Source organism: Agrobacterium sp. Azo12 (assembly GCF_029193765.2).
GTDB lineage: Bacteria > Pseudomonadota > Alphaproteobacteria > Rhizobiales > Rhizobiaceae > Agrobacterium.
In genome coordinates this window covers 383,098-407,584 of the sequence record NZ_JARFYO020000003.1, presented here as the reverse complement: position 1 = coordinate 407,584, position 24,487 = coordinate 383,098, and the positions used below count along the sequence as shown (strand labels likewise).

At 54.9% G+C, this 24,487-nt stretch carries 25 protein-coding genes; 14 read left to right on the top strand and 11 right to left on the bottom strand.

Translation table 11 applies throughout. The features are described from left to right. Positions 1-6 precede the first annotated feature (6 nt). From PYL13_RS23920 to PYL13_RS23885, 8 genes are all read right to left on the bottom strand, one after another. Positions 7-1,269 (bottom strand): glycerate kinase type-2 family protein, encoded by a 1,263-nt coding sequence (locus tag PYL13_RS23920; protein ID WP_275643555.1) that lies wholly within the window; start codon positions 1,267-1,269, stop codon positions 7-9. A gap of 36 nt (positions 1,270-1,305) precedes the next feature. Continuing rightward, the gene (locus tag PYL13_RS23915) at positions 1,306-2,157 is read right to left on the bottom strand and encodes a 2-hydroxy-3-oxopropionate reductase (protein WP_275643554.1); all 852 of its coding nucleotides are present in this window, start codon (positions 2,155-2,157) and stop codon (positions 1,306-1,308) included. Between the two features lie 13 nt (positions 2,158-2,170). Next, entirely contained in the window at positions 2,171-2,947 is a 777-nt protein-coding gene (gene otnI, locus PYL13_RS23910; RefSeq protein WP_275643553.1) for a 2-oxo-tetronate isomerase, read from the bottom strand. Between the two features lie 9 nt (positions 2,948-2,956). Beyond that, positions 2,957-4,669: an ABC transporter ATP-binding protein gene (locus PYL13_RS23905; RefSeq protein ID WP_275643552.1), complete on the bottom strand. Its 1,713-nt coding sequence runs from the start codon at positions 4,667-4,669 to the stop codon at positions 2,957-2,959. A gap of 11 nt (positions 4,670-4,680) precedes the next feature. After that, positions 4,681-5,856 carry an ABC transporter permease gene (locus tag PYL13_RS23900; RefSeq protein ID WP_275643551.1) on the bottom strand — a complete coding sequence of 392 codons (1,176 nt, stop codon included), beginning with the start codon at positions 5,854-5,856 and terminating at the stop codon, positions 4,681-4,683. A gap of 11 nt (positions 5,857-5,867) precedes the next feature. Then, on the bottom strand, positions 5,868-6,854 hold the full coding sequence (locus PYL13_RS23895; RefSeq protein WP_192490204.1) for an ABC transporter permease: 987 nt from the start codon (positions 6,852-6,854) through the stop codon (positions 5,868-5,870). Between the two features lie 26 nt (positions 6,855-6,880). Further along, on the bottom strand, positions 6,881-8,995 hold the full coding sequence (locus tag PYL13_RS23890) for a family 10 glycosylhydrolase (RefSeq protein WP_275643550.1): 2,115 nt from the start codon (positions 8,993-8,995) through the stop codon (positions 6,881-6,883). A 106-nt stretch (positions 8,996-9,101) separates the two neighbouring features. Next, complete coding sequence (locus PYL13_RS23885; protein ID WP_275643549.1) at positions 9,102-11,027, bottom strand: ABC transporter substrate-binding protein; 1,926 nt, start codon at positions 11,025-11,027, stop codon at positions 9,102-9,104. A 196-nt stretch (positions 11,028-11,223) separates the two neighbouring features. On the opposite strand from PYL13_RS23885, the gene PYL13_RS23880 reads away from it, so the two are divergent. Next, positions 11,224-12,237, top strand: a complete 1,014-nt coding sequence (locus PYL13_RS23880; protein ID WP_192490201.1) for a LacI family DNA-binding transcriptional regulator — start codon at positions 11,224-11,226, stop codon at positions 12,235-12,237. 125 nt (positions 12,238-12,362) lie between these two features. Here the strand turns inward: PYL13_RS23880 and PYL13_RS23875 are convergent, their stop codons facing one another. Continuing rightward, positions 12,363-12,635, bottom strand: a complete 273-nt coding sequence (locus tag PYL13_RS23875; RefSeq protein WP_275643548.1) for a hypothetical protein — start codon at positions 12,633-12,635, stop codon at positions 12,363-12,365. A gap of 579 nt (positions 12,636-13,214) precedes the next feature. Here PYL13_RS23875 and PYL13_RS23870 point away from each other — a divergent pair. The 8 genes from PYL13_RS23870 to PYL13_RS23835 all read left to right on the top strand — a co-directional run bounded on the left by PYL13_RS23870 (position 13,215) and on the right by PYL13_RS23835 (position 19,193). Then, positions 13,215-13,517 carry a PepSY domain-containing protein gene (locus PYL13_RS23870; RefSeq protein ID WP_441296699.1) on the top strand — a complete coding sequence of 101 codons (303 nt, stop codon included), beginning with the start codon at positions 13,215-13,217 and terminating at the stop codon, positions 13,515-13,517. A gap of 27 nt (positions 13,518-13,544) precedes the next feature. Further along, a complete protein-coding gene (locus PYL13_RS23865; protein WP_275643546.1) occupies positions 13,545-14,153 on the top strand; it encodes a general stress protein in 609 nt (202 codons plus the stop codon). 75 nt (positions 14,154-14,228) lie between these two features. Beyond that, a complete protein-coding gene (locus PYL13_RS23860) occupies positions 14,229-14,735 on the top strand; it encodes a YciE/YciF ferroxidase family protein (protein WP_250985743.1) in 507 nt (168 codons plus the stop codon). 95 nt (positions 14,736-14,830) lie between these two features. Continuing rightward, on the top strand, positions 14,831-16,975 hold the full coding sequence (gene catE / locus PYL13_RS23855) for a catalase C (protein WP_275643545.1): 2,145 nt from the start codon (positions 14,831-14,833) through the stop codon (positions 16,973-16,975). A 181-nt stretch (positions 16,976-17,156) separates the two neighbouring features. Next, entirely contained in the window at positions 17,157-17,717 is a 561-nt protein-coding gene (locus tag PYL13_RS23850) for a DJ-1/PfpI family protein (RefSeq protein WP_275643544.1), read from the top strand. Between the two features lie 102 nt (positions 17,718-17,819). Then, complete coding sequence (locus PYL13_RS23845) at positions 17,820-18,182, top strand: ribbon-helix-helix domain-containing protein (protein WP_275643543.1); 363 nt, start codon at positions 17,820-17,822, stop codon at positions 18,180-18,182. 366 nt (positions 18,183-18,548) lie between these two features. Beyond that, positions 18,549-18,758 (top strand): cold-shock protein, encoded by a 210-nt coding sequence (locus tag PYL13_RS23840; protein ID WP_192490079.1) that lies wholly within the window; start codon positions 18,549-18,551, stop codon positions 18,756-18,758. 159 nt (positions 18,759-18,917) lie between these two features. Beyond that, the gene (locus tag PYL13_RS23835; RefSeq protein WP_250984718.1) at positions 18,918-19,193 is read left to right on the top strand and encodes a hypothetical protein; all 276 of its coding nucleotides are present in this window, start codon (positions 18,918-18,920) and stop codon (positions 19,191-19,193) included. A 149-nt stretch (positions 19,194-19,342) separates the two neighbouring features. On the opposite strand, the gene PYL13_RS23830 is transcribed toward PYL13_RS23835, so the two are convergent. Beyond that, a complete protein-coding gene (locus PYL13_RS23830) occupies positions 19,343-19,663 on the bottom strand; it encodes a hypothetical protein (RefSeq protein ID WP_275643542.1) in 321 nt (106 codons plus the stop codon). Positions 19,664-19,832: 169 nt separating this feature from the next. On the opposite strand from PYL13_RS23830, the gene PYL13_RS23825 reads away from it, so the two are divergent. Further along, positions 19,833-20,060 (top strand): hypothetical protein, encoded by a 228-nt coding sequence (locus tag PYL13_RS23825; protein WP_275643541.1) that lies wholly within the window; start codon positions 19,833-19,835, stop codon positions 20,058-20,060. 79 nt (positions 20,061-20,139) lie between these two features. Here PYL13_RS23825 and PYL13_RS23820 read toward each other — a convergent pair whose 3' ends face one another. Beyond that, on the bottom strand, positions 20,140-20,859 hold the full coding sequence (locus PYL13_RS23820) for a fumarylacetoacetate hydrolase family protein (RefSeq protein ID WP_192490192.1): 720 nt from the start codon (positions 20,857-20,859) through the stop codon (positions 20,140-20,142). Positions 20,860-21,053: 194 nt separating this feature from the next. Here PYL13_RS23820 and PYL13_RS23815 point away from each other — a divergent pair, with 194 nt between their 5' ends. Genes PYL13_RS23815 through PYL13_RS23800 form a run of 4 tightly spaced genes read left to right on the top strand, consistent with a single transcriptional unit; the run spans position 21,054 to position 24,484 of the window. Next, positions 21,054-22,046 (top strand): ABC transporter substrate-binding protein, encoded by a 993-nt coding sequence (locus PYL13_RS23815; RefSeq protein WP_275643540.1) that lies wholly within the window; start codon positions 21,054-21,056, stop codon positions 22,044-22,046. Next, the gene (locus tag PYL13_RS23810) at positions 22,043-22,849 is read left to right on the top strand and encodes an ABC transporter ATP-binding protein (RefSeq protein ID WP_275643539.1); all 807 of its coding nucleotides are present in this window, start codon (positions 22,043-22,045) and stop codon (positions 22,847-22,849) included. Before PYL13_RS23815 ends, PYL13_RS23810 begins: the two co-directional genes overlap by 4 nt. After that, on the top strand, positions 22,846-23,718 hold the full coding sequence (locus PYL13_RS23805) for an ABC transporter permease (RefSeq protein WP_275643538.1): 873 nt from the start codon (positions 22,846-22,848) through the stop codon (positions 23,716-23,718). The genes PYL13_RS23810 and PYL13_RS23805 overlap by 4 nt, the downstream gene beginning before the upstream one ends. A 25-nt stretch (positions 23,719-23,743) precedes the next feature. Beyond that, positions 23,744-24,484, top strand: a complete 741-nt coding sequence (locus PYL13_RS23800) for a GntR family transcriptional regulator (RefSeq protein ID WP_275643537.1) — start codon at positions 23,744-23,746, stop codon at positions 24,482-24,484. The last annotated feature ends 3 nt before the right edge of the window (positions 24,485-24,487 follow it).

The window sequence follows — 24,487 nt, the reverse complement described above, 5'->3', positions numbered from 1 at the left end:
CCCATATCAGGTGATCAGGATAGCGCGAAAATCGTTGACGTTAACACCGGTTGGCCCACAGACGAACAAATCCCCGGCCAGGGAGAAAGCCGAATAACTGTCGTTGGCGGCAAGCAGGGCCTGCCCATCAATGTGTTTCGCGCGAAAGCGCTCCATACTGGTTCCGTCGACAAATGCTCCAGCATTATTTTGCGAACCATCGATGCCATCAGTATCAGCTGCTAGGGCGTGCACCTCTAAACCGTCGATGGAAAGCGCCAGCGAGAGAGCAAATTCGCCATTGCGCCCTCCCCTGCCACCTTTAGATTTTAATGTCACGGTAGTTTCTCCGCCTGAAAGCAGCAGGCAAGGTTTTGCAAATGGACTGTCACGTGTGGCAATTTCACGGGCTATGGCAGCGTGGACGCGCGCAACATCCCGCGCCTCGCCTTCGATGGCATCGGACAATATCACCGCGTTAACACCACCATGCTGTGCAAATTCTGCGGCAGCATCGAGCGCCACACGCGCCGAAGACAAAACGTGCCATGTGTTGCCCTCAAAGACAGCACTTTTTGGACATGGAGCATCCGCAGCGGGCGTGCTGAGAAAATCCACCAGTTTCGATGGCAGCTCCATGCGGTAACGCCCAATGATGTCCAGTGCCTCTTGACGGGAACTGTCGTCGGGAATCGTTGGACCAGACGACACGAGAGCAGCAGTGTCCCCGGGAATATCCGAGACGACAAAAATGACGACGCGTGCTTTCGTCGCCGCAGCAAGCCGCCCGCCCTTGATCGTGGAGAAATGTTTTCGTACCACATTCATTGCTGAGATTGGTGCGCCTGACGCAAGAAGTACCTCGTTCAGACCTATCTCGTCGGCTAGGGTAAAGCCATCCGGTGGTGATGGCAGAAGAGCTGAACCTCCTCCGCACACCAGAGCAATTACGAGATCGCAAGCAGAAAGGCCTGACAGGATCGTTTTCAGCCGCTTTGCAGCGGTAAGTCCGGATTCATCAGGCACCGGATGAGCCGCCCCGATTACTTCGATATCAAGCGTTTCGCACTCGTAGCCATAAGGCGTCACGACAAGGCCGCTGAGCGGACCGTCCCAGACCTGTTCAAAAGAGCGTGCCATCTGGGCGGCTCCCTTCCCGACACCGATCACCACGACGCGACCATTGGCTGGTGGCTCAGGCAGGAATTTCGTCATGCCATTTGCGGGATCTGCCGCTTGCACAGCCACATCGTAGAGAGATGTCAGAAAGCGGCGTGGATCTAAAATCACAGCAGGTTCCTTTCTAAGGCCATCAGCGGGGATCGACTACAAAAGCTCAAACAACGCCGAGTGATCCTTGTCTCCGAAGCCTTTGGCCAACGCACTGTTCATGAGCTGTTGCACCAACGCTGCGTTTGGCAACATCAACTCGAGAAGTCGGGCTGATTCCATAGCAAGCGACAAATCCTTGTGATGCAGACGCATGCGGAAGCCTGGTTCAAACGTTCTGTTGATCATACGTTCGCCGTGCACTTCAAGAACACGAGACGCGGCAAAACCACCCATCAATGCCTTACGTACAATCGCGGGGTCGGCGCCTGCCTTTTGAGCAAACCTGAGTGCCTCTGAAACCGCCTGGATATTGAGAGCAACAACGATCTGGTTCGCAACCTTCGCAATCTGGCCGTCCCCGACGCCACCAATCAAGGTGATGTTCTTGCCCATACGCTCAAAAAGCGGTCTGGCACGCTCAAAGACCTCAGTCTTTCCACCAACCATGATGGTCAGAGACGCTGCCTTTGCGCCAACCTCGCCACCCGACACTGGTGCATCCAGATAGTCGCAGTCCAGGGCTTCAACTCGAGCCGCAAAGTCTTTGGTTGCCAACGGCGAAATGGAGCTCATATCGATGATGAGCTTGCCGCTGCTGAGACCTTGCTGAACGCCATCCTGCCCAAACAGAACTGTCTCGACATCAGGCGTGTCGGGCAGCATCAGAATGATCACCTCGGCCGACTTCGCAACCTCCGCCGCTGTGTCGCAGGCAACCGCACCGCTCTCAACGAGATGCGAGGAGACGGGCTTGACCCGATGCACATAAAGGTCATGACCAGCTTCAATCAAATGCTGCGCCATCGGGCGACCCATAACGCCCAGTCCGATAAATCCAACTCTCAACGTACCTTCTCCCTTATTGATATGCCTTCAGCCAGCCGAGCCCCTGGCTGGTATCGCCCGCCGGGCGGTACTCACAACCAACCCAGCCATCGTAGCCAAGCGCGTCCAGACGTTTGAAAATGAAATCGTGATTGATCTCGCCTGTGCCAGGTTCATGGCGCCCTGGATTATCGGCGACCTGAACATGGCCAATGGAGCTCTGCAGCCTCTCGAACGTTCTGACGATGTCGCCCTGCATGATCTGCATGTGATAAAAATCGTACTGTATCAACAGATTGGGATGGTTGACGCGCCCGATGATACGTTCGGCATGATCTGTGTTGGTCAGATAATAGCCAGGAATGTCGCGGGTGTTGATCGGTTCGAACACCAAGGTCACACCTGCATCTGCAAGCCGCGTTGCCGCATAACGCAGGTTTTTTACCAAGGTCTCCTCCAGAACGTCGGGAGCCACATCCTTGGGAGCGATACCGGCAAGACAATTGAGTTTGTGACAATCAAGAACACCAGCATATGCCAGCGCAGTGTCCACCGACACCTCGAACTCGGCGACCCTGTCGGGCAGGCAGGCTAAGCCACGCTCTCCTGCCGCCCAATCACCGGCCGGCAAATTGAAAAGAGCTTGTGTTAAACCGTTTTTCTTCAATTCGGCGGCGACCGCCTCGGGTGTCTCCTCGTACGGGCTGACATACTCGACGGCCTTGAAACCGTCCGCAGCGGCGGCAGCAAAACGCTGGATGAATGGGTGCTCCGTATAAAGCATGGAGAGATTGGCTGCGAATTTGGGCATGTGCTGGCCTCAGGTTTGCTCTGCGCGCAGACGATGAAGCATGCGCTTGTTGCGTGGATCGGGATTTGGAACGGAGGAAATCAACCGCCTCGTATAGGGCTGCGATGGGTTGGTGCAGATCGTCTGCGCATCTCCAACTTCAACAATCTTTCCCTTGTGCATCACCGCCACGCGATCACAGAAGTAGCGCACGACCGAAATATCATGAGAAATGAAAATGAAGCTGAGATGCAGCTGCTTCTGGATATCAAGCAGCAGATCGAGGATCTGGCTACGGATCGATACATCAAGTGCAGAGGTTGCCTCGTCTGCAACGATCACTTTGGGATCAACTGCCAGCGCTCTTGCTATGCCGATGCGCTGCCGTTGGCCACCAGAAAAGGCGTGCGGATAACGCTCCATAGCCAGCGGGTCCAGGCCCACTTTTTCAAGCAGTTGGGCAACGCGTTCGTCGACAGCTTTCCCGCTCATTTTCCCCGATACGATCAGTGGATCCGCAATGATCTGCTTGACTGTCATTCTTGGATTAAGAGATGCAAAGGGGTCCTGAAAGATCAGTCGCACATCCTGATGGTAGCGACGCAGATCAGTTTTACCGAGCGAGGTGACCTCAACAGGTGCAGTGTCACCATCGGGGCGGAAATGTACGCTGCCCGCGGTGGGCTCTATCACACGCAACATCATGCGCCCTAAGGTCGTCTTGCCTGAACCGCTTTCGCCAACAATGCCCAGATTTTCACCCGGAAAGAGTTCAAGAGTGGCATTGTCCACCGCAACCAGTCCCTGACCAGCGCTTGCGCCGAAAAGTTTCGATGCCCCACCGTAAATTTTCGTCAGTCCGCGTATCGATAGTACCGGCTCGACCGAAGAACTGAGCGACGAAGGTAGCGCTCGTTTTTCGGCAGCGCCCTCTAGCTTCACTGTCGCGTTCAAAAGTTGGCGCGTGTAGGCATGCTGGCTGGCGTGGAAGATCTCATCGACTGGTCCCTTCTCAACGATCCGCCCAAACCTCATCACCGCAACATCGTCAGCTACCTCGGCGACTACGCCCATATCATGGGTGATCAGCAGCATTGCCATGCCACGCTCGTCTTGCAGGCGTTTAATGAGGTCAAGGATTTCCGCCTGGGTGGTCACGTCCAGTGCTGTCGTAGGCTCGTCAGCAATCAACACTTCAGGATCGCAGGCCAGAGCCATGGCGATCATAGCTCTCTGGCGCATTCCGCCCGAGAACTCAAAAGTGTATCGCTTGGCCATCAAAGCTGGCTGCGGGATCTCGACCTGCCTCAACAGATCGATACAACGCTCCCAGGCTTCTTTCTTCGAGACCTTGTTGTGCAGTCGGATAGCCTCGACAATCTGCGATCCGATCGTGTGGACGGGAGACAGAGAGCTCATCGGTTCTTGAAAAATCAACCCGATGCGACCGCCACGAATGGCAAGCACCTCGCGACTGCCCTCTGCCATTTTTGCGACATCAACCGGACCGCCTGGTCCGTCGAGAAGGATCTCGCCGGCGATCATGCGACCAGGCTTGTCGATGAGCCTCATCAATGACCGGGCAGTCACCGATTTTCCCGATCCACTTTCCCCGACAAGTGCCAGTGTCTTGCCGCGTTGCAAATCGAAATTCACGTCACGCACGGCATGAAGGATGTGTGTTCGCAAATGGAAATCGATGGAGAGATTGCGCACCGAGAGCAATGTTTCAGATTTTATCATCGTGATGCACCTCACGTGTCATAAGGGTCGGCCGCGTCGCGCAGACCATCGCCAAAGAAATTGAAGGACAGCACAGCCAGCACGACGGCCAGGCTTGGCCAGATCAGCAACCACGGAGCCGTTGCGACCGTACGGACATTTTGTGCGTCCTGAAGCAATACGCCCCAACTGACGACAGGCGGTTTGAGGCCGACCCCTAGAAATGACAGCGACGTTTCCGCAACGATCATCGTGGGAATGGCGAGCGTCACGACAGCAAGGATATGGCTGGTAAGCGATGGAAGAATGTGACGAAAAATGATACGGCGCTCGCTAGCTCCATCCAGCCTGGCGGCCGTTACAAAATCTTCGCCACGCAGCGAGAAGAACCGCCCCCTGACCTCTCGGGCAAGTCCCGTCCATCCCAACAGTGAAACGATCAGCGTGACCATGAAATAGACAGATAAGGGTGACCATGTCAGAGGAATGGCGGCGGCCAGCCCCAGCCACAACGGTATGGTCGGCATGGCGCTTACGATCTCGATGATACGTTGTATCAGGGTGTCGACCCAGCCTCCGTAATATCCGGAGACCGCCCCCATGATAACGCCAAGGGTGAGCGAAATGGCCACACCCACGAGGCCAATCGACATTGACACTCGAGTTCCGTAGATCAGTCGGCTCATCAGATCTCGTCCAAGACGATCCGAGCCGAGAAGATACATCGGTTCCCGCTGGTCGAGGGGTCCCATCAAACGAGTTTGCATCGGGATAAGCCCCCAAAGCTTATAGGGCGAACCTTCCACAAACAGGCCAATGGGAATGATCTTTGTCTCGTCAACGACAAAGCTGCGGCGCAGGGCCTTCGGATCAATCTCGATCTTGTAACCTTTGACATGGGGAAGAAACTTGCTCCCACCATCCGCCGAGGGGGTAAACAGGGCAATTCTCTGCGGCGGGGCAAATGTGTATTGCGGCCTTGATGCGTTGGGCAGACCCGGTGCCAGGAATTCGGCAAAAACACCAATGACGTAAAGAATGAGAATGATCACACCAGCAACGGCGGCGACCTTATGTCTGAAAAAGCGCTGGCGGATCAGTGTCCATTGCCCAGCCGCCATCAGACTCTCGACCTTACCGCTGCGTTTCAAAGGACTGATTGCGGGACCTGTTTCCAGCGTGGAGACGCTATTTGTGTCACTCAACATGGAGAGCCCCTTCAGTTGAAACGGATGCGCGGATCAAGCGCAGCCAGAAGAATGTCGGAAATCAGCATGCCAACCAGGGTGAGCACGCCCATGAGAAGAATGAAACTGCCGGCGAGATACATGTCCTGCCCCACAAGCGCCCTAAGGAGTAGTGGGCCTGCGGTTGGCAGATTGAGGACGATTGCAGTTATGGTCACACCGGACACAAGATCGGGCAAAACCCAGCCAATTGAGCTGACGAAGGGGTTCAGCGCGATACGCACCGGATATTTTACAATGACTTTCCGTTCAGGAAGCCCCTTTGCACGCGCCGTAATCACATAGGGTTTGCTCAATTCGTCGGAGAGATTGGCACGCAGAATGCGGATCATTGCCGCAGTACCGGACATTGCGATGACAATGATCGGTATCCACATGTGACTAAGCATGTCCGTGAATTTGGCAACACTCCACGGTGCATCTACAAATGCAGGAGAAAAAATGCCTCCGACGCTTTGGCCCAGAAAACGGTAGCTCATATACATCAAGGTCAGTGCCATGATGAAGTTGGGCACTGCCAGACCGATAAATCCAAGCAGGGTAAAGGCGTGATCACCGAACGAATGCCTTTTTACCGCTGAGTAGATACCGATGGGCAGTGAAATGGCCCAGACCATCAACAGACTGGCAAACGAGATGAGCAGGGTCGAGCCCATGCGATCCCAGATCAGCGTTGATACCGGCTGGTTCCACTCGAACGAGTAGCCGAAATCGCCCCGCGTCAGAATACCCGTCATCCAAACGAAATACTGGACATAGACGGGCTGATCGAGACCATACTGCGCGCGAAGGCGGGCAATGGTTGCTTCATCCAGGTTCTGTCCCCCATCAGCCATGGTGGACAGAAGCGAGGTTAGATAATCGCCAGGCGGCAATTGAATGATCATGAAGGCGATTAACGACATGCCGAACAATGTCGGTATCATGTAGAGAATACGTTTCAGCACATAGGCCAGCATGGCTTCCTCCCACTGGTTTTCTCGGCTTATGAATGCCAGGTCAGGTGGACCGTCTCCATGGCCTCGACCGATGGCACCTCCACCTCGACACGGCCGCCCACGATACGGCAGGTGCACTCCTGACCTTTCACCAGCATCTTTGCGACGGCTGACCGCTTTCCTTTCGGCAGTGCTACTGAAAGCGTCTGCGTCCCGATTGGGTACACCTCCCGCAGCGGTCCCTTCATCATCATCGGGTTGGTCAGATTGACAAGGAATACCACCAGTGCGTCGTCCTTTTCGTAGATCGCAATATCTATAATCCCCTTGCCATCAATTCTAACACGATGGTCTTCACCGAAAGCCCAGTTGACTGCATTAGCAATCAGCCGCCCGTGGTCCGGTGCCAGCACTTTCCAATAGACTTCACCGAGGTTGAAGGGGATGTAAACCACGCGACCGCCATACCCTGTGTCCCTCGCGACAACGGCTGCGTCAGTCGGCTCTTGTCGCGGATAGACCTCTTCCATAGGCAAATCAGGAAAATCGGGAACGTAGAGAAACGGTGTTTCTGCAGCTTTTTCTGCATTGACGGCTATCAGGTGCGTACCACCGATGATGCGGGCAGCACCATCGTAACCGATGTTGATTGGGTGGGTACCTGAAAGAGCAATGTAGGTGTTTTTGACCGGCCCGCGGGTCGACGAGGTCAAATGTGCCCCAAAGACGTTTGCCAGACCAAAATCAGCGCGCGGCTTGCCCACCTGGTCGTAAAGCGACGTTTCGAATGCAGCAACAACCGATCCGCCGCGTTGGACGTAGGCTTCGATGGCGCTACATTGTTCATCGGAAAGGTAGGCGGCGTTTGCCAATATGATTAGCTTGAAGCGATCCAGCGTTTCTGCTGTCATGACCTGATCGGACACAAACTCGAACGGAATACGTGCCTCGACCAGAGCATGATAGAAGCCGAGATCGTTTTGTTCGGCAATATGCCGTTCTTCTGGCGCCCAGTGCCGCAGCGTGGTTGAAGGATCGATAATCGCAATCTCGGCAGTTGGTTGCATGCCGTCGATATGCGGCTCGATGTCAGCATGAAGATTGAAGGCGTCGACGACCGGCTGTACCCAGCGATCATCTGGAACACATGCATTGAATTTCGTGAACCACGGGAAAAGTCCCTGCGCCATGCCGTCATGGATCCAGAGCTTGATTTCCTCTCCGCTCTGAACGGAATCCTTCCAGCGATATTCCTCCTCTGGCCCGATGGACGTAATCAAGCCAACAGGCCGATCTCGAAATGTTGCGCGGATGCGTTTGCCGTTTCGCCCCGCGGACCAGCCAACCTCAACGCCTTGACGTGCCTGATGGTCAACGAAAAGAATCGGGCAATGTTTTTGAATAAGTGAAAGGTCAAATTCCATGAGCGATGAGCCGCTCATGTTGGGGATGAAGCTGGCATGCGGCCGAATGCCTTTGACGGTTTCGTCCCAATAAACAACCAGCTCAGTCAGAATACGCCTGCGCCACGCAGCCCATGCCTGCCAGGCAGGATCACTCGCATCCGGTTTTAGCGGCAGGTCAAAGCCGGTCTCATCCTTGAAACGGCGCTGGTTGTCCTCGCTGTAGGATACCCCATGACCTTGCCATCGATTGGCAAACACCGCGTCAATGTCGTATTTCGAAACAATCTCACGAATGACGTCTGTCGTAAAATCGCGGTTGTAGCTTCCCAGTGCGTCAGTCACATAAATGCCGGGAAATGCCCAGTGCTCGCGCGGACTGCCATCCTTGTTGATTGCAACCCATTCAGGGTGGGCCTGCGCTGCATCCGCATGAATTGCATGCGGATCGACACGGGCCATCACGTGCATTCCCAATTTGCGTGCCCCCTCAACGATCGTGCCAAAAGGGTCTGTGCTGCCAATGAACTTGGACACATAGTGCAAAGGGATTTCGCTGGGGTAATAGGCAATGTAACCGCCCGCCGAAAGGCATAAGGCATTCGATTTCGTGCGCCGGAAAACATCGATCCAAAATTCTGGATCGTATTTTTCCGGATCGTCCTCCGCAAATGTAAGCTGTGTCCATCGGGTGGCAGATTTGTACCACTCATGGGAGCGGCTGGCTGTATCGGTGGACGTATTTGGTCGGTGAAGCATATTGATATCCATGGCAATAGGTTGCCGTCGCGCCGGGGACGGCACGTGCGACACGTGGAGATTTACTCTCCCCGAACCGGTTTCTCAGTCCGGGGAGGGAGAGCGATCAGGCTTTGAAAAACGTCTCGGGATTGGCTGGAGCAGGTGTCGGATAGCCCCATGAATTCGGCATGGTTTCAGGAACGTTGCGCATGTCCTTCTTGACGACCCCGTAACTGTCCGTTGGCAGGCATATGCCAAAAACGTAGAATTGATCGGCTGCAATTTCCAGAATCTCAGCCATCAGTTTCTTCTGCTCGTCAGGATTGGACGAGCCAAGTACGCGGTCATAAAGGGCCAACGCATCCTTGACCGGTTGAGGTGGCTCGACTGCGCCCTTGGAACTGGGATCTCGATACCACAACTGCCATCCCTTGGCGTAAAGCGCTTCGGTGGTATTTGGAATGTAGTAGCGAGGATCAAGAATGGCGGCAATTCCGCCATTACCGCCGAAGCGGTGAGCCGTCGCATCATATTCGATACCCTGACGCACCCTTACTTCCCACAACGAGCGGTCCATCGTTCGCATTTGAACATCGACACCAACAGCCTGGAACATAGGCAGCGCCAGCTGAAAGATGTCGAGGAAGGTTGCGCGGGCCTGATCAATTTCAAATATGACCGTTACACGTTTACCGCTGTCATCCAGACGGTAACCCTCCCCGTCCTTGTTGGGAAGGATCTTGTCGAGAAGGGCAATTGCGCCTTCCGGGTCATATTGCGTGAACTGCGTTGCGAGGCGCTCGTTGTAGAGCGGATCTTCTGCTCTGAGTGCGGGTTGCGATACTGTGCCCTGGCCGATGAAAACGGTGTCGATGATGGCTTGGCGGTCAAGCGACATCGATAGAGCAGCCCTGAAATCCTTGTTGTTGTAAAGCTGGCGCTTGAACTCGTTGGGGTGATTGAGGTTGAGCTGGAACACCATCTCGTTCGTTTCGGTTGACGTCAGGGTATAAAAACCGAAGTTGCCCTGCTCCTGTGCGTCATAAAGTACGGCGCGATTGGCCGGGGTTGCGATGTACTGGTCCATCAGGTCAATCTCGCCCTGCATCGCTTTCAAAAGCAATACCTGGGGATCGGCGACCATCTGGTATACAATGCGGTCCAGATAAGGCAGCTGCTTGCCGTCAGTATCGACCTTCCAGTAGAAAGGATTGCGCTCGGCAATTGCCCTATCGGTGCTTTGTCCGGGAGCCACGGTCATCTTCCAGGCGTGGATGACGGGGCGTTGCGAATTCTGGAAGAATTCATTGTCGACAACCAGACCGGCCTCGCGCTGGAATAACTGGATCCAACCGGAGGCGCCCTTTTTCTTCGCCTCTTCCTCAGCATTCTTATTGTACTTGATGTGGAACTGTTTGAGGTAGTGCTTTGGCGCCCGTGTCGTCTGATCATCATTCGCCCACGCCAGTCTCAAGGGGAAAAGCCCGTTTGGCGCGGCGAAGATTACCTTGAATGTCACGTCGTCGACGGCTTCAAACCGCGCTTTCTTTCCACCGGAACGCAGGTGGTTCTGGCCGACGTCATCCAACCCCTCATAGTTGAAGATATCTTCGTACCAAAACAGGATGTCTTCGGTGGTAAAGGGTTCACCGTCCGACCATTTCATACCCTTCCGAAGCCTGAAAGTGAATTCAGTCGCATCAGCATTCGCTTCATAATGTTCGGCGACGTTTGGCACAACGCCCGACCAGCCTGGTGAATATCGCAACAGCGGTTCATAGGCTTGGTACCGGAAAAGCATCGACAAGGAACCGCCACCAACGATGGCACTGTTCCAGTCGCCACCGTGTGATCCGACGCGCTCAAGCGGTGTGACAATCAACGGGTTCAGCGGCAAACGATCCGCCAGCGCAGGCAGTTTTCCTTCGCCAACAAGGTCTTTCAGCATTTCAGCTTCAGTGAAAGTCATTTGAGCCCAAACAGGTAGGGCAGGCAGCAAAACAGCTGCTGTTCCCGCAGCGAGAAACGCGCGGCGTTTTAATCCTTGCATGTTTTCCTCCTCGTTTCATACGCCGAGTGAATCTCCCCTCCTCTGGGCCGACACCTCAGCTTTCTTGCAGATCATTCTCCATTGAGTATTTGTTTTGTTATTTTGTTAGCTTGCATTATGTATTTTGTTAGGTAAAGCGTTATGTTAAATTTCTTTTATTCACTGCGCGATGCGTCAATATTCAGGAGGGTTCGACATGGGTCGGGTCACGCTGCAGGACATTGCCAGCTACACTGGGCTGTCCAAATTTGCCGTCTCCCGCTCCCTTGCGGGAAAGGAAGGTGTGAGCGAAAGCACGCGACAGCGGGTTGAGGAGGCTGCAACCGCACTCGGGTACAACCGGCAAAAGCCGATTGAGGAACAGCGCGAAATCACCCTCATCTTTCATGATAAAGTGGATAGTGTGAGCTATGAGCTGCGCACGATGCTCCAGGATGGCATGCAACGGGAGGCCCACCGGCTCGGCCAGCCGGTTCGGTTGCAGTGGACCCACGATGCCAATCGCGTAGAGGCAATGGCCAAAGATAGCGCTGGCATCATTCTTGTTGGCCCTCACGAGCAGACCACGCTCGACATCGTCAAAGCTTCAGGTGTACCCGTGGTCCGGCTGGGCTGGGTTTCCCCTTTGGAGCAGGCGGATCATGTGGGCGGAACCGATCATGAGGCCGGAATTGCTGTGGGTGAATATCTGCTTGGTCTTGGCCACCGCAAGATCGTCTTTCTTCAGGGTGAAGAAGGATATCGCGGACGACGGGAACGATACTATGGTCTGAGGGAGAGCCTGGAGGGTTGCCCGGATGCTGAACTCCATGACCTGCGTTTTGCAGAAGACGGCGGCTTTATCCCAGCGCTCTTAACACTCCAGAAATCCGGCGTCCTCCCCACGGCAATGTTTTGTGCTCATGACGGGTTGGCACTGACCGCGGTTTCCGAGCTTCTAGCCCGCGGGTTCAGGATTCCCGAAGATATGTCGGTTGTCGGCTTTGGCGACTTCTCCGCTGCAACCCAGATATCTCCACAACTGACGACGATTAAAGTACAGGGCCTGGAAATGGGTGCAACGGCGCTTCGGCTTTTGCTGGAGCGGCTTGAAACGCGCGACCTCTCGGTTCCGGCACGACGCATTCTTATTGCATCGACATTCATTGAGAGGAGATCATCGGGGCCGGCTCCCGTGCAAGCGAAACAACTCAACGAGGCTTCGAGGTAACTTGCCTTGGCCGGGTTCGAACCGGCAATCCAACAGCATGTTGGTTAGGCCATGGAAGCAGGAGGCGTGAAGAACTCACGATCATCCAGCGAGACACGATGGCCATTTTCACGACCGTGGTGAAATCAATCGCCAGAGGCGTAGAGTAAGGAAATATCGCGGTGGTGTAGCTGACAGTTGGCACTTTCACTCTTCACCACAGCACGTTTTCGCTCCAATACGACCAAGCAACCACTTCGATAAGCATATTCCCGATCTCCGTTCGGCAGGGTCTTTTGAACTGGCACTTCGTCCATCGGCCGTACTTCCTGCGCCGTTTCTTTTTGCACATCAGCAGAGGAGCAAGCAGCGAGCGTTGCCGTAATCGGGAGGGCAAATATGAGGCGATATTTCAGCATGTCTGTCTCCTTCTTGATGCCTTACGCTAGGAGCAAGATGAGGCAAAAACACGAACGCGCCCGCCTCTCGGTAACGATCGATCGCCGGGCCACACCGCTCAAATCGGCGGCACTGGCATGTGCAAAGCACTCCGACACTGACGTCGCCGATCGGAGCAAGGTTTTCAGCAGGCTAAGCTGAGTTGGAACAAGCCGTGTCCTGGTTTCGGCCGTTCATGCCGTCCTCGCCCAACGAAGTAGTCGCGCCAGGGGTACGAGAGAATCGAGACGATGCGTCAGCACTCCACGCGTCCACCATGAAACTCGATGAAAGCTTTTATCCCCTTAGATCTTCGTCAGGCAGATGGTCAAAGCACCAGTGGTCGGTCCCCCTGGCGCCCCCGCGACATCCGTGCCCCCATTATTTCCGCTGTTGGTCTGTGAGCGCTCTTCAAAACCGGGCGTGTGGCCCGCTCAGGTCAGTCGGCAAGTTAAACTAGTCTCCAGCAGCATGGAACAATTGCCGGGTCCTGGGGTTAGGGACTGAGGAGTTCGTAACTACGAGCTCCAAACGAGAGGAATACCCCAGTGAAAAATTATATGCTTGCCGCGGCGCTGCTCAGCGCCAGCGCGGTTTGCGCATTCGCTCAGACAGCGCCGACCGCGAACTCTGATGCAACGACACCAGCTATCGCCACACCGCAGCCTAGGAATGCCACCGCACCCGTTGAAGGGGCAAACAGCTTCACCGAAGCACAGGCGAAAAAACGGATCGAAGAAGCAGGGTTCTCCGTCACGGACCTGAAAAAGGATGACAATGGCATCTGGATGGCCACCGGCGTGAAGGACGGCAAGTCCGTTTCGGTCGCCCTCGACTATCAGGGCAATGTCGTCGCGAAGTAACCCAATATAACAATAGGAATTTCAATCATGAAAACTGTAACCGGCCTTTTCGACAACTATTCCGATGCAAGCGCAGCTGTCGGCGCTCTCGAGTCAGCGGGCGTAAAATCCAGCGACATCAGTATCGTTTCTCACAATGCTGACGATCGGCACGCGGATAATTCAAATGCAGCGGAGGGCGCTGGCACAGGTGCTGGCATAGGTGCCGCCATCGGCGGCACTGGTGGCCTGCTCACGGGTCTCGGTCTGATGGCAATCCCCGGCGTTGGACCGGTTGTGGCCGCAGGATGGCTTGCAGCCACAGCTGCCGGTGCGGTTGCAGGCGCAGTCGCGGGCGGCGCAACCGGCGGGATAATCGGTGCCATGACAAGCTCGGGCGTAACCGAAGACGACGCGCACGTCTATGCCGAAGGCGTTCGCCGCGGAGGAACGCTGGTAACGGCTAAAGTCGAAGACACACTCGCTCCACAAGCAGACGCAATTTTGAAGCGCTCGAACCTGGTTGATCCGACAGAGCGGCGCGCCGCTTACGAGGAGCAGGGTTGGACGCGTTTCGACGATACCCTCGACCCCTACCCCGCCGAGGAAATCGAGCAGGAACGTAACCGCTATCGCCGCACAGGCGCTGGTCTCTAGCCCAGACAAAGCCCGCCCATAACAGGCGTGTTTTCAAGTTTCAGTTCACCCCATTTAAAAAACAGGACAACACCAATGGCTAACGAAAAAACATTGAACGACCTTTTCCTTGATACGCTCAAGGACATCTACTTCGCTGAAAAACAGATCTTGAAGGCCTTGCCGAAAATGGCGCGCGCCGCGCAATCAGAAGAAGGCAAGGCTGGCTTCCTCCAGCATCGCGACGAAACTCAGGTTCAGATCGAGCGTCTGGAGCAGATTTTCGAGCTTCTTGGCAAGCCAGCTCGCGGCAAGACATGCGAAGCGATCCAGGGCATCCTCGCAGAAGGCGAAGAGATCATGGAGGACTACAAAGGCACGGCAGCGCTCGATGCCGGACTGATTTCTTCCGCGCAGGCTGTCGAGCACTATGAGATCGCCCGTTATGGCACGCTGAAGTCCTGGGCCAGCCAGCTTGGAATGAAGGAGGCAGCGTCGTTACTGGATGCCACCTTGCAGGAAGAGATTGCCACGGACCAGAAGCTCACGGCGCTCGGTGAATCTTCAGCGAATGCCAAAGGCACGATGAAGAAAGCCAGCTAGACTGCCGACACTACGGATCAGGCCGCCCTTCGGGGGCGGCCTTTCTGCTTTCGGGCCGCAGGCGCCCGTCGAACCCAGTTCATCAGGAGCCCACCATGGCCAAGAACACAACCGTCAAATCGCCGCATTCAGCACCCGATACCGCCACAATACACGATGTGACGCTACAGCGCGGGCCGGGTGGTGAACTACACCAGATAGCCGAAGGCGACACACCCATATTGACGACCGCGCAGGGCGGACCAATTGCGGACGACCAGAACTCGCTGCGCATCGGGGCCCTGGGACCACTCGTCGTCGACGACTTTCACTTCCGTGAGAAGATGTTTCATTTCGACCATGAGCGGATTCCCGAACGGGTCGTGCATGCGCGCGGTTATGGTGCGCATGGATTCTTCGAGACGTACGATTCATTTGCTGCCTATACGAAAGCTGATTTCCTGCAGCGTAAAGGTGAAAAGACGCCCGCCTTCGTACGTTTCTCGACCGTAGCCGGAAACAAGGGGTCTGCCGACCTCGCACGCGACGTGCGCGGGTTTGCCGTCAAGCTCTACACCCAGGAAGGCAACTGGGATCTGGTGGGCAACAACATTCCGGTCTTTTTTATCCAGGACGCCATCAAATTCCCGGACCTCATTCATGCGGCCAAGCAGGAACCGGATAGGGCCTTCCCCCAAGCGCAGACGGCCCATGACAATTTCTGGGACTTCATCAGTCTCACTCCCGAAAGTATGCACATGGTCATTTGGACCATGTCCGATCGTGCCATACCGCGGTCTTTCCGCTTCATGGAAGGTTTCGGGGTGCACACCTTCCGCCTGGTGAATGCCAAGGAGGAGTCGACTTTCGTTAAATTCCACTGGAAGCCAAAACTGGGCCTTCAGTCCGTGGCCTGGAACGAAGCGGTCAAAATCAACGGCGCAGACCCGGACTTCCACCGTCGCGATCTCTGGAACGCCATCCAGTCAGGCAACTTTCCGGAATGGGAGCTGCAGGTCCAGCTTTTCGATCAGGCCTTCGCCGACAGCTTTGATTTCGACGTACTCGACCCGACGAAACTCATCCCCGAGGAAATCATCAAGCCTCAGCCGATCGGGCGGCTGGTTCTTGACCGCATGCCAGACAACTTCTTCGCGGAAACCGAGCAGGTTGCCTTCATGACGCAGAACGTACCGCCGGGCATCGATTTCAGTAACGACCCTCTTCTGCAGGGCCGCAACTTTTCTTACCTCGATACACAATTGAAACGCCTGGGCGGGCCGAATTTCACGCACCTGCCTATCAATGCCCCGAAGTGTCCGTTCGCACATTTCCAACAGGACGGTCATATGGCAATGCGCAATCCTGTCGGTAAGGTCAATTACCAGCCGAACTCGTTTGGCGAAGGGCCGCGGGAATCGCCGGCCCGTGGGTACCGGCATTTCCCCGCCGAAGAACAGGGGGCAAAAGCCCGGCTACGTCCGGAGAGCTTTGCTGACCACTATAGCCAAGCAAGGCAATTCTTCATCAGCCAAACACCACCGGAACAGCGCCACATCGCCGCTGCTTTGACATTTGAACTTAGCAAGGTTGAAATCCCGGTCATTCGCGAGCGCATGATATCCCATCTTTTAAACATAGATGAGACGCTTGCCACGACCGTTTCCCAGAAGCTCGGCATCAAGAAAATGCCAAAGCCTGCTGACGCTGCGGTACCAACGCGCCAGGATCTGGAGCCATCCCCCGCGCTCAGCATCATCGAAAATGGGCCCCAGCGCTTCGAAGGGCGAAAACTTGGTATTCTGGTCACCGATGGTGTGGATGCCAGCCTATTGAAAGGTCTGACAGATGCCATCATGAAGGAAAAAGGTGTTGTCGAGCTGATTGCACCCAAGGTCGGCGGGGTCGAAGCCTCTGATGGGAGCTGGATCGAGGCTCAGCATATGATCGATGGCGGACCGTCGGTTCTGTTCGATGCCGTGGCCATTCTTTCGTCAACCGATGCGATTGACGACCTGGTGAATGAGGCGACTGCCAGAGACTTTGTGGCCGACGCTTTTCAGCACTGCAAATTCATCGGTTACGATCAATCAGCGCTCCCGCTGCTTGAAAAAGCGGGGATTGCAGACCTTGATGAAGGCGTTCTGGCTTTGCCCGGAGAAGACGGCCTGTCAGCTTTCGTTTCGGAACTTGGCAAACTTCGTGTCTGGGGCCGTGAGCCGTCGGTAAAGCTTGGTAAGGCTTCTCCACCTGTCAAGTAACCGCTAATGGGGCGCGGCAGAATGAACCGCGCCCATCAACCAGCAACGATCGCACATCCAAAGTGACACACGGAGCGTTGCGAACATGAAAATACTACGGTCGTAGTATTGGAATAACACCCGTTTCAATGGACTTCGCCTAATCTGTAGCTGCAATCATCGCGGCTATAGGGAGGGATGTATGATGGCGAAGATTCTTATGATTACGGGTGACTTTACCGAGGACTATGAAACCATGGTCCCGTTCCAGACGCTTCTGGCCTGCGGCCACAGCGTCGATGCCGTATGTCCCGGCAAAAAGGCGGGCGATAAGGTCAAGACCGCGATACACGATTTCGAAGGCGACCAGACTTACTCCGAAAAACCCGGCCATAATTTCGCTTTGAATGCCGATTTCGCATCGGTCGATCCAGCGCATTACGATGCGTTAGTCGTCCCGGGCGGTCGTGCACCGGAATATCTCCGGATGGACCCCGATGTCCTTGCCAAGGTGAAGCATTTTTTTGACGAGGGGAAACCGGTTGCCGCAATATGCCATGGTGCTCAGTTGCTTGCTGCAGCAGGCGTTCTGAAGGGTCGTATCTGCTCGGCGTACCCGGCCTGCGCTTACGAAGTAACAGCGTCTGGTGGAACATTCGCTGAGATTGCAGTGACAGAAGCCGTCACCGATGGCAATCTGGTGACGGCGCCGGCATGGCCCGCACACCCGGCATGGCTCAAGCAGTTTCTTGCGATTTTGTAAGAGCAGTCTCCAGCTCCGGGCGAACCAGTGCGCAGTCGGGTTGTTGCCAGCTAGAGGAATTGTCACACTGCTGCGACATTAAAGGGAAGGGAGGCCCGTGCGATGTGCGAACTCTTTATCAAGGCCGATGCCAGTCAGTGGCAAAGCTGCACCCATAGTCTGCGCATCGATGGTGTGACCACCTCGATCCGGATCGAAAATCATTTCTGGTATACGCTGAGCGAAATCGGCCTGCGCGACGGCATGACTGTCGCGCAGCTCATAACAAGGCTATGGCATGAGGCGATGGATGCCGATCATGATCTCGGCAACTTCACCTCATTCTTGCGCGTATGCTGTGCCCGTTACCACGCCCTCATCGCTGCCGGCGAAATTTCGGCAAATCTGAGCATCCCGATTGCCAATCACGCGGCACGCGAAATACTTGCCCGGGAGGCACAGCAGTATAGCAAGATAGTCAACTGACAAGGGTGCTCTGCCGTGATTTGCCTTCTGCCATCCACCTCACGCACCTGGCCTGCCCGGACGTTTCAGATCCTGTGTGGTGAAAGTGCTGTTTCGCTACATCACGATCTGCCGATCACCGACGAGACGAAAATGAGGTGGTGGCGGCCTTAACACCCATAGGTAGAATCGCCTTTAGGCAAAACTAAAAGTTGACAATCAGATTTGGATCCACTATTTATTCATTATCGATATTTTCTTGCTGAGCTTTGGTTACCGCGCGATTAGCACCGCGCTTTCAACGAACCCTCCCTTTAAAACAATCGTTATCATCATCCGCAGCGCAGTCGCGCTGAGGTCATCTATATTGCTATGAAAGGGTTCATTATGATCACCGGCACAGTTAAATGGTTTAATTCCACCAAGGGCTTCGGCTTCATCCAGCCTGACAACGGCAGCGCTGACGCGTTCGTTCACATCTCTGCCGTCGAGCGCGCCGGAATGCGCGAAATCGTCGAAGGCCAGAAGCTTAGCTACGATCTGGAGCGCGACAACAAGTCCGGCAAAATGTCGGCGTGCAATCTTCAGGCTGCTTAAATCGGTATCTGCTTTCCTTTGACCACGGATGTACTGGCACTGTTGAAAGCACAATACCTACTGAGGTCAGGCAAGTTGCCTGGCCTTTTTTTTGCCTGATGACACCGCAATTGCGCGGGTGGCCCAGGTGGCCAGTGGCCGCAATAACAGGAGTTCTCGATGACGAACCCAGCCAACGAACTTCAGGCAATCAACACGGCTTGGCAGATTGCCGTGCAGGAAATTCTGCGGATGGTCGTTCGAGACCTGTACAAATCAGGGGATGAGGCGTCCTTCCAAGCGCATATCAAGAGAGTTGAAGAGGCGGCCGTCGACAGCATCTACACCGGACTGATGCTTCGCGGGACTGATGAATGGACGGAAGTCCTGGTCAAGGAAAAGGCCAGCAACTTCGTCACGACGCTTTTGACGTCGTTCACTTATGACAAGGTTTGATCATAATAATCAGATGCGAAGTTGACATCGGGATGATCAGCTTCAAGGGATCTTAGAGCCGAAGGTCTGAACCCATCAAGAGATGATGGAACAAGGCGGTAAAAGCCAATCATCAATTCGCAGTAAAATGGTCCGACGAATTGATTGGCTCAGCAGTCTCGACTGAGTGGCGATTGCCTGCAACGCGGCTCGCAACGGTAGACCTGACAATTTTCCACATCGCGCGTCGGTACGCTGTTTCGGGCAGCATATTCACCAATCTCGCATTGCCGGGCACTGCGGACGTAACGGTCGTAGAGTGTCATGTCACGAACGCGTGTTGATGGATAACGGAGAATGACTGCACCTTCCCTGTCAATCGCACTTTGTACCGATGCGCAGTTCATTGCGGGCGTTTCATAGCGGGATATGGCAGATGCTGGCGAAGCTGCAAGAGTAGCAAGCACAATCATAAATGTTGTCTTGAGCATGGGTTTGCCTTTCATTGACGTCGAGACCACTTGCGTCAACCGCAGACGCTGCCCAACCGAGAGTCGAACAATCGAAACACCAATTAGTTCCTCAGCCCCATGCAATCGCTGAGAAGCAGGCACCTATAGTGCTTAGCGGCAGCGGCCTCGTCCGCGCTGTGGCAATTCCATGACCAACATATTGAAGAACTTTGCCGACCAGACCGTCACGGACGAAGGCAGTTGCAAACCCACCGTCACGGTAGAGGAAAAGCAACAGACTGCTACAAAATCTCTTTCACCAACTGAGGCAAAGCGGCTTTCCGGTGCGTTTCACCCGCTCGACCCCGAGCCCAGGTTTTCGTCTCGTGAGATGGTAGAGCACAGCGCATTATGGCATGAAACCCTGGCGACTTGACGTAATCGGCCAGACATTGCTGCCTGGCCGATCCACGTAAAACAGGTACTTATTCCTTGCGGAGCAGAAATCTCCTCGATCAGGCAGCAGCCTTGACGGGCGCCCCGATCGTCACGGTTAGCGTGCCGAGATTGTCAATGCTTCCCACGAGCACATTTCCCTCCGTAACGGGCCCTACCCCGTCCGGCGTACCGGTCATGATGACATCTCCCGGCTCCAGCGAGTAATAGCGCGATAGAGTTGAGATGATTTCCGGTGTGCGCCATATCATCAGGCCAAGGTCTGAGTCCTGATGAGCCTTACCGTCGACTTCCAGTTTAATACGGCCCGTTGCCGGGTGACCGACCTGTTCAACGGGGTAGACGGGACCGCAAGGTGCAGACAGATCAAATGACTTCTTCAACTCCCATGGCGAACGTGGCCCTTCTGCGGTGTCGAGAAGCGTTCGTCGTGTCATGTCGAGGCAGATGCCGTAGCCGAATACATGCGATAACGCCTCGGCTTCGGGAATGTCATATCCCCCTGACTTCATGACGACCATCAGCTCAAGTTCGAAATGAAAATCATTGGTTTTAGGCGGATACGGCACGGTCCCCCCATCCTGAACAACGCAGTCGCGGGGCTTTTGGAATACAAGCGGAAAATCGCGTGTTTCGTCTCCGCCCATTTCACGCACATGGGCAACATAGTTGCGCCCGATGCAATAGATGCGTCGGACAGGAAATCGTTTGTCACTGCCAACGACAGGCAGGCTCGGTTGCTCCGGTGCAGGCACGGCAAAGGTGGCTTCTGGCTTCATTTAGGCAATCCTGAGAGTTTGATACGCCTCAGAACAATATGCATGTTACTGCGCCTGTCTATCAAAATCTGCATATTTTTAAAAAAAAGAAAAAAATATGAATATTGATTGACAGTCCGCAAAGTTAGTGACTTCCTGAAGACGTTGCAGAAGACAACGAAGGGGAACAGCAGATGATCACACGCAGAACACTGATGGCCTTCACGGCATCCGCCGCGATGTTTCTATCCGGCCATGCCATGTCCCAGGAGAAAAAGGAGCTGGTCATTGCCTATCCAAGCTCCATGGGGCTGGGTTATTTCGCCCTCTACAACGCAATCGGAGAGGGATATTTTGAGGAGGAGAATATTACGATCCGTCCCGAAAGCCTCAACGGTTCCGCCCAGGTAATCCAGGCCCTGCTCGCTGGTCAGGCGCAGCTTGGCCATCCCGGCCCCGGTCCGCTTTTGAATGCCCGTGGCCGCGGTGAGGATCTGGTCTATATCTACAACTACTTTGCGCGCAGCCAGTTTAACCTGGTAACGACAGAGGATTCACCCTTCCAAACACCAGCAGATCTCAAGGGCAAAGTCATTGGTGTGGGCACGTCGGACGGGGCCGAAGTCGCTTTCGTGCGATCGATCTTCGATGCCGCCGGAATGAAGGAAGGCAGCGACTATACCTTTATTACCGTAGGTGAAGGAGGAATGGCCGTTGCCGGGTTCGCAAACAAATCAATCGATGCTTACGCTGCCGATACTGCCGGCACCGCGACGCTGCGTTTGCGCGGTGTAAAACTGCGCAATCTGACACCACCCGACTTCAAGGCCTATTTTGGCAATGGATATGTGACGACACGGTCGTTTCTCGATGACAACAAAGATGTACTGGAGGGCTTCGGGCGCGCACTCGTCAGGGGAGTGAAGTTCGGCATCGATCCTGCAAACCGCGAAGCAACGCTGCAACATGCACAGATGGGCAACCCGCAGCAGCTAGAGGACAAGGAATTCGCAAGCGCACTTCTGGATATTTACTTCGATTTAACCACACCGCTCGATCCCACGAAGGGTTATGGATACCAGAACCCCGTGGCCTGGCAGCAGTGGCAGAGCACGCTTGTGGCGGCAGGCGATCTGAAGCAGCCTTTGGACAATCTCGAGCAGGCCTACACCAACGAGTTCATTGAAAAGTGGAACTCTCCGAGATGATGGCAGCACAGAGGAAAGCTGTGGTGGAAAAGCCTGACAAGCCGGTCTTTCAGTTGAGTAATGTCAGCAAGATCTATGGCCAGCGCGACGTTGTTGCGCTGGAGGCTGTCGACATAACGCTGAACAAGGGGGAATTTCATTCAGTCATCGGCTCAAGCGGCTGCGGAAAATCAACGCTTCTGAAGATCATGGCGGGTCTGACACCTCCATCCCGAGGCAGCGTCATGCTATCGGGAACGCCGGTTATGGGGCCACGTCCCGATATTGGCATGATGTTCCAGCAAGCGACATTGTTTCCATGGCGAACAACACTGGAGAACATCCTTTTACCCCTCGAAATCCGCGAGGGACGCGCCGTGGCTGCCGCGGCGCGAGTAAAAGCCGAGGCTCTTTTGTCGCTGGTCGGTTTGAAGGGATTTGAACACACCTATCCCGGTCAGCTCTCAGGCGGCATGGCACAGCGGGCAGCAATTTGCCGGATGCTAATTTCAGATCCCGATGTACTGCTGCTGGATGAGCCGTTCAGTGCGCTCGATGAAATCACTCGCGATTTCATGAACATGGAATTGCAACGAGTGTGCCTCGAACGCGGCGCCTCGGCATTTCTCGTGACACACTCCATTTCAGAGTCTGTCATCCTGTCGGATATTGTGCACGTCATGTCCGCAAGGCCTGGACGTGTTGTCAAATCCATCAAGATCGACCTACCTCGCCCGAGAACACTTGAAATGACCACGCTGCCGGAATTCGGGCATTACACGTCCACCATTCGCAACCTTCTCGACAAGGGGGCTTTCCTATGACCGATGCAACATCCTCCGGCTTGATGTCAGGCCCGGAAGACGACACCATATGGACTGAGCGGGTTTCGTGGATATCCCTCCTCCCCAGGTGGGTCTCAATGACCATCCTGATGCTGGCATTTCTGTCATGCTGGCAGCTTGTGTCGTCGGCAGGCATCGTTTCCCAGCTGATCTTGCCATCACCGCTGGCCACACTTTACGACCTCGGGTTTGTGGGCCGTAACCTGCTGTCTGGCCAGTACATGCTTCCCGCGCTGTGGGTCACCGCGCAAGAAGTCTTCTGGGGCTTCATCCTTGCGCTGGCAATCGGCGTTTTCCTCGGGGTACTCGTCGGTGAGACGTCATTTGGCGAACGCGCAGTGATGCCCTATGTCGTAGCAATCGATACCATGCCCAAGCTTGCATTTGCGCCATTGTTTGTTGCGTGGCTGGGTTTCGGCATCACGTCCAAGGTCGCACTTGCAGCCTTCATATCTGTTTTCCCCATCGTGGTAGGAACGGCTGCTGGGCTGCATGCCGCCGATGAGAATGCCAGAATGCTCTTTAAAAGCATCGGCGCATCACGGTTGCAGACACTGCTCAAACTCAAAATTCCCACCGGACTGCCACAGTTCTTTACAGGTTTGAAAATTGCTTCGATAAGCGTTGTATCTGGCGCGATTGCCGGTGAGTTTCTGGGTGGGGGCAAAGGATTTGGGGAACTGATCCGCATCGCTGCTGCTCAACTCGATACCCCGCGTGTATTCTCGCTAATTATGTATCTCAGCCTACTGGGCCTGCTGATGTTCGGACTGGTTTCGTGGATGCAGTACCGGTTTGTTTTCTGGCAGAGAGGCCCGGATGCGGTCAGAAAGACAAAGAAAAAATGAAGCTTCTGTCTCATGGAAAGAATGAATGGCAAAGGTGAGCGACAAGACAACGCTGGCAACCGCAGTGTACCAGAAGTTGCGAACGGATATAATCAACGGCTCGTTCAAGCCTGGAGAAAAGCTTCGCATTGAAACGATTGCCGCCAATTATGAAGTGGGTAGCAATGCGGTTCGGGAGGCATTGTCGCGGCTTTCCTCCGAGCGGTTGGTCGATCGCCACGAGCAGCGCGGTTTTTCTGTCCCGTCCATAGCGCTAGAGGAATGGCGCGTCTTGGTGAAGACACGCTGCTGGCTTGAAACCAGGGCGCTGGAAGAATCCATCAACAATCGCACCGCAGTCTGGGAAGAAGGCATCGTTGTCGCATTCCATCGGCTGTCACGCTATAAGTCATCGGGTTTTCCCGATGACAGGCCCGGCTGGGAAGATGCACACCGCAGTTTCCATCGTGCGCTGTTATCGAATTGCGGCTCGCCCTGGTTGCTCGACTTCTGCGACATCCTTGCCGATCACGCCGCACGTTATGTTTCTGTTTCCAATGCGTATCGCACCGTCCCCCGTGACGGCACCGCCGAACATGAAGCCCTTATGAGGGTTGTAATCGATGGCAACAGCCAGGATGCCTGTGCAGCGCTCATCACACATTACACAAGAACGCTCCAGTTGATTGAGCACCTGTTCGATGGAGGTGTCATGACCGGTAATCCCGGAAAGACAACCGATCTTCCCGCGATTGATCCTGCCGAACTGTTGAAACTCAATTTTTGAAAG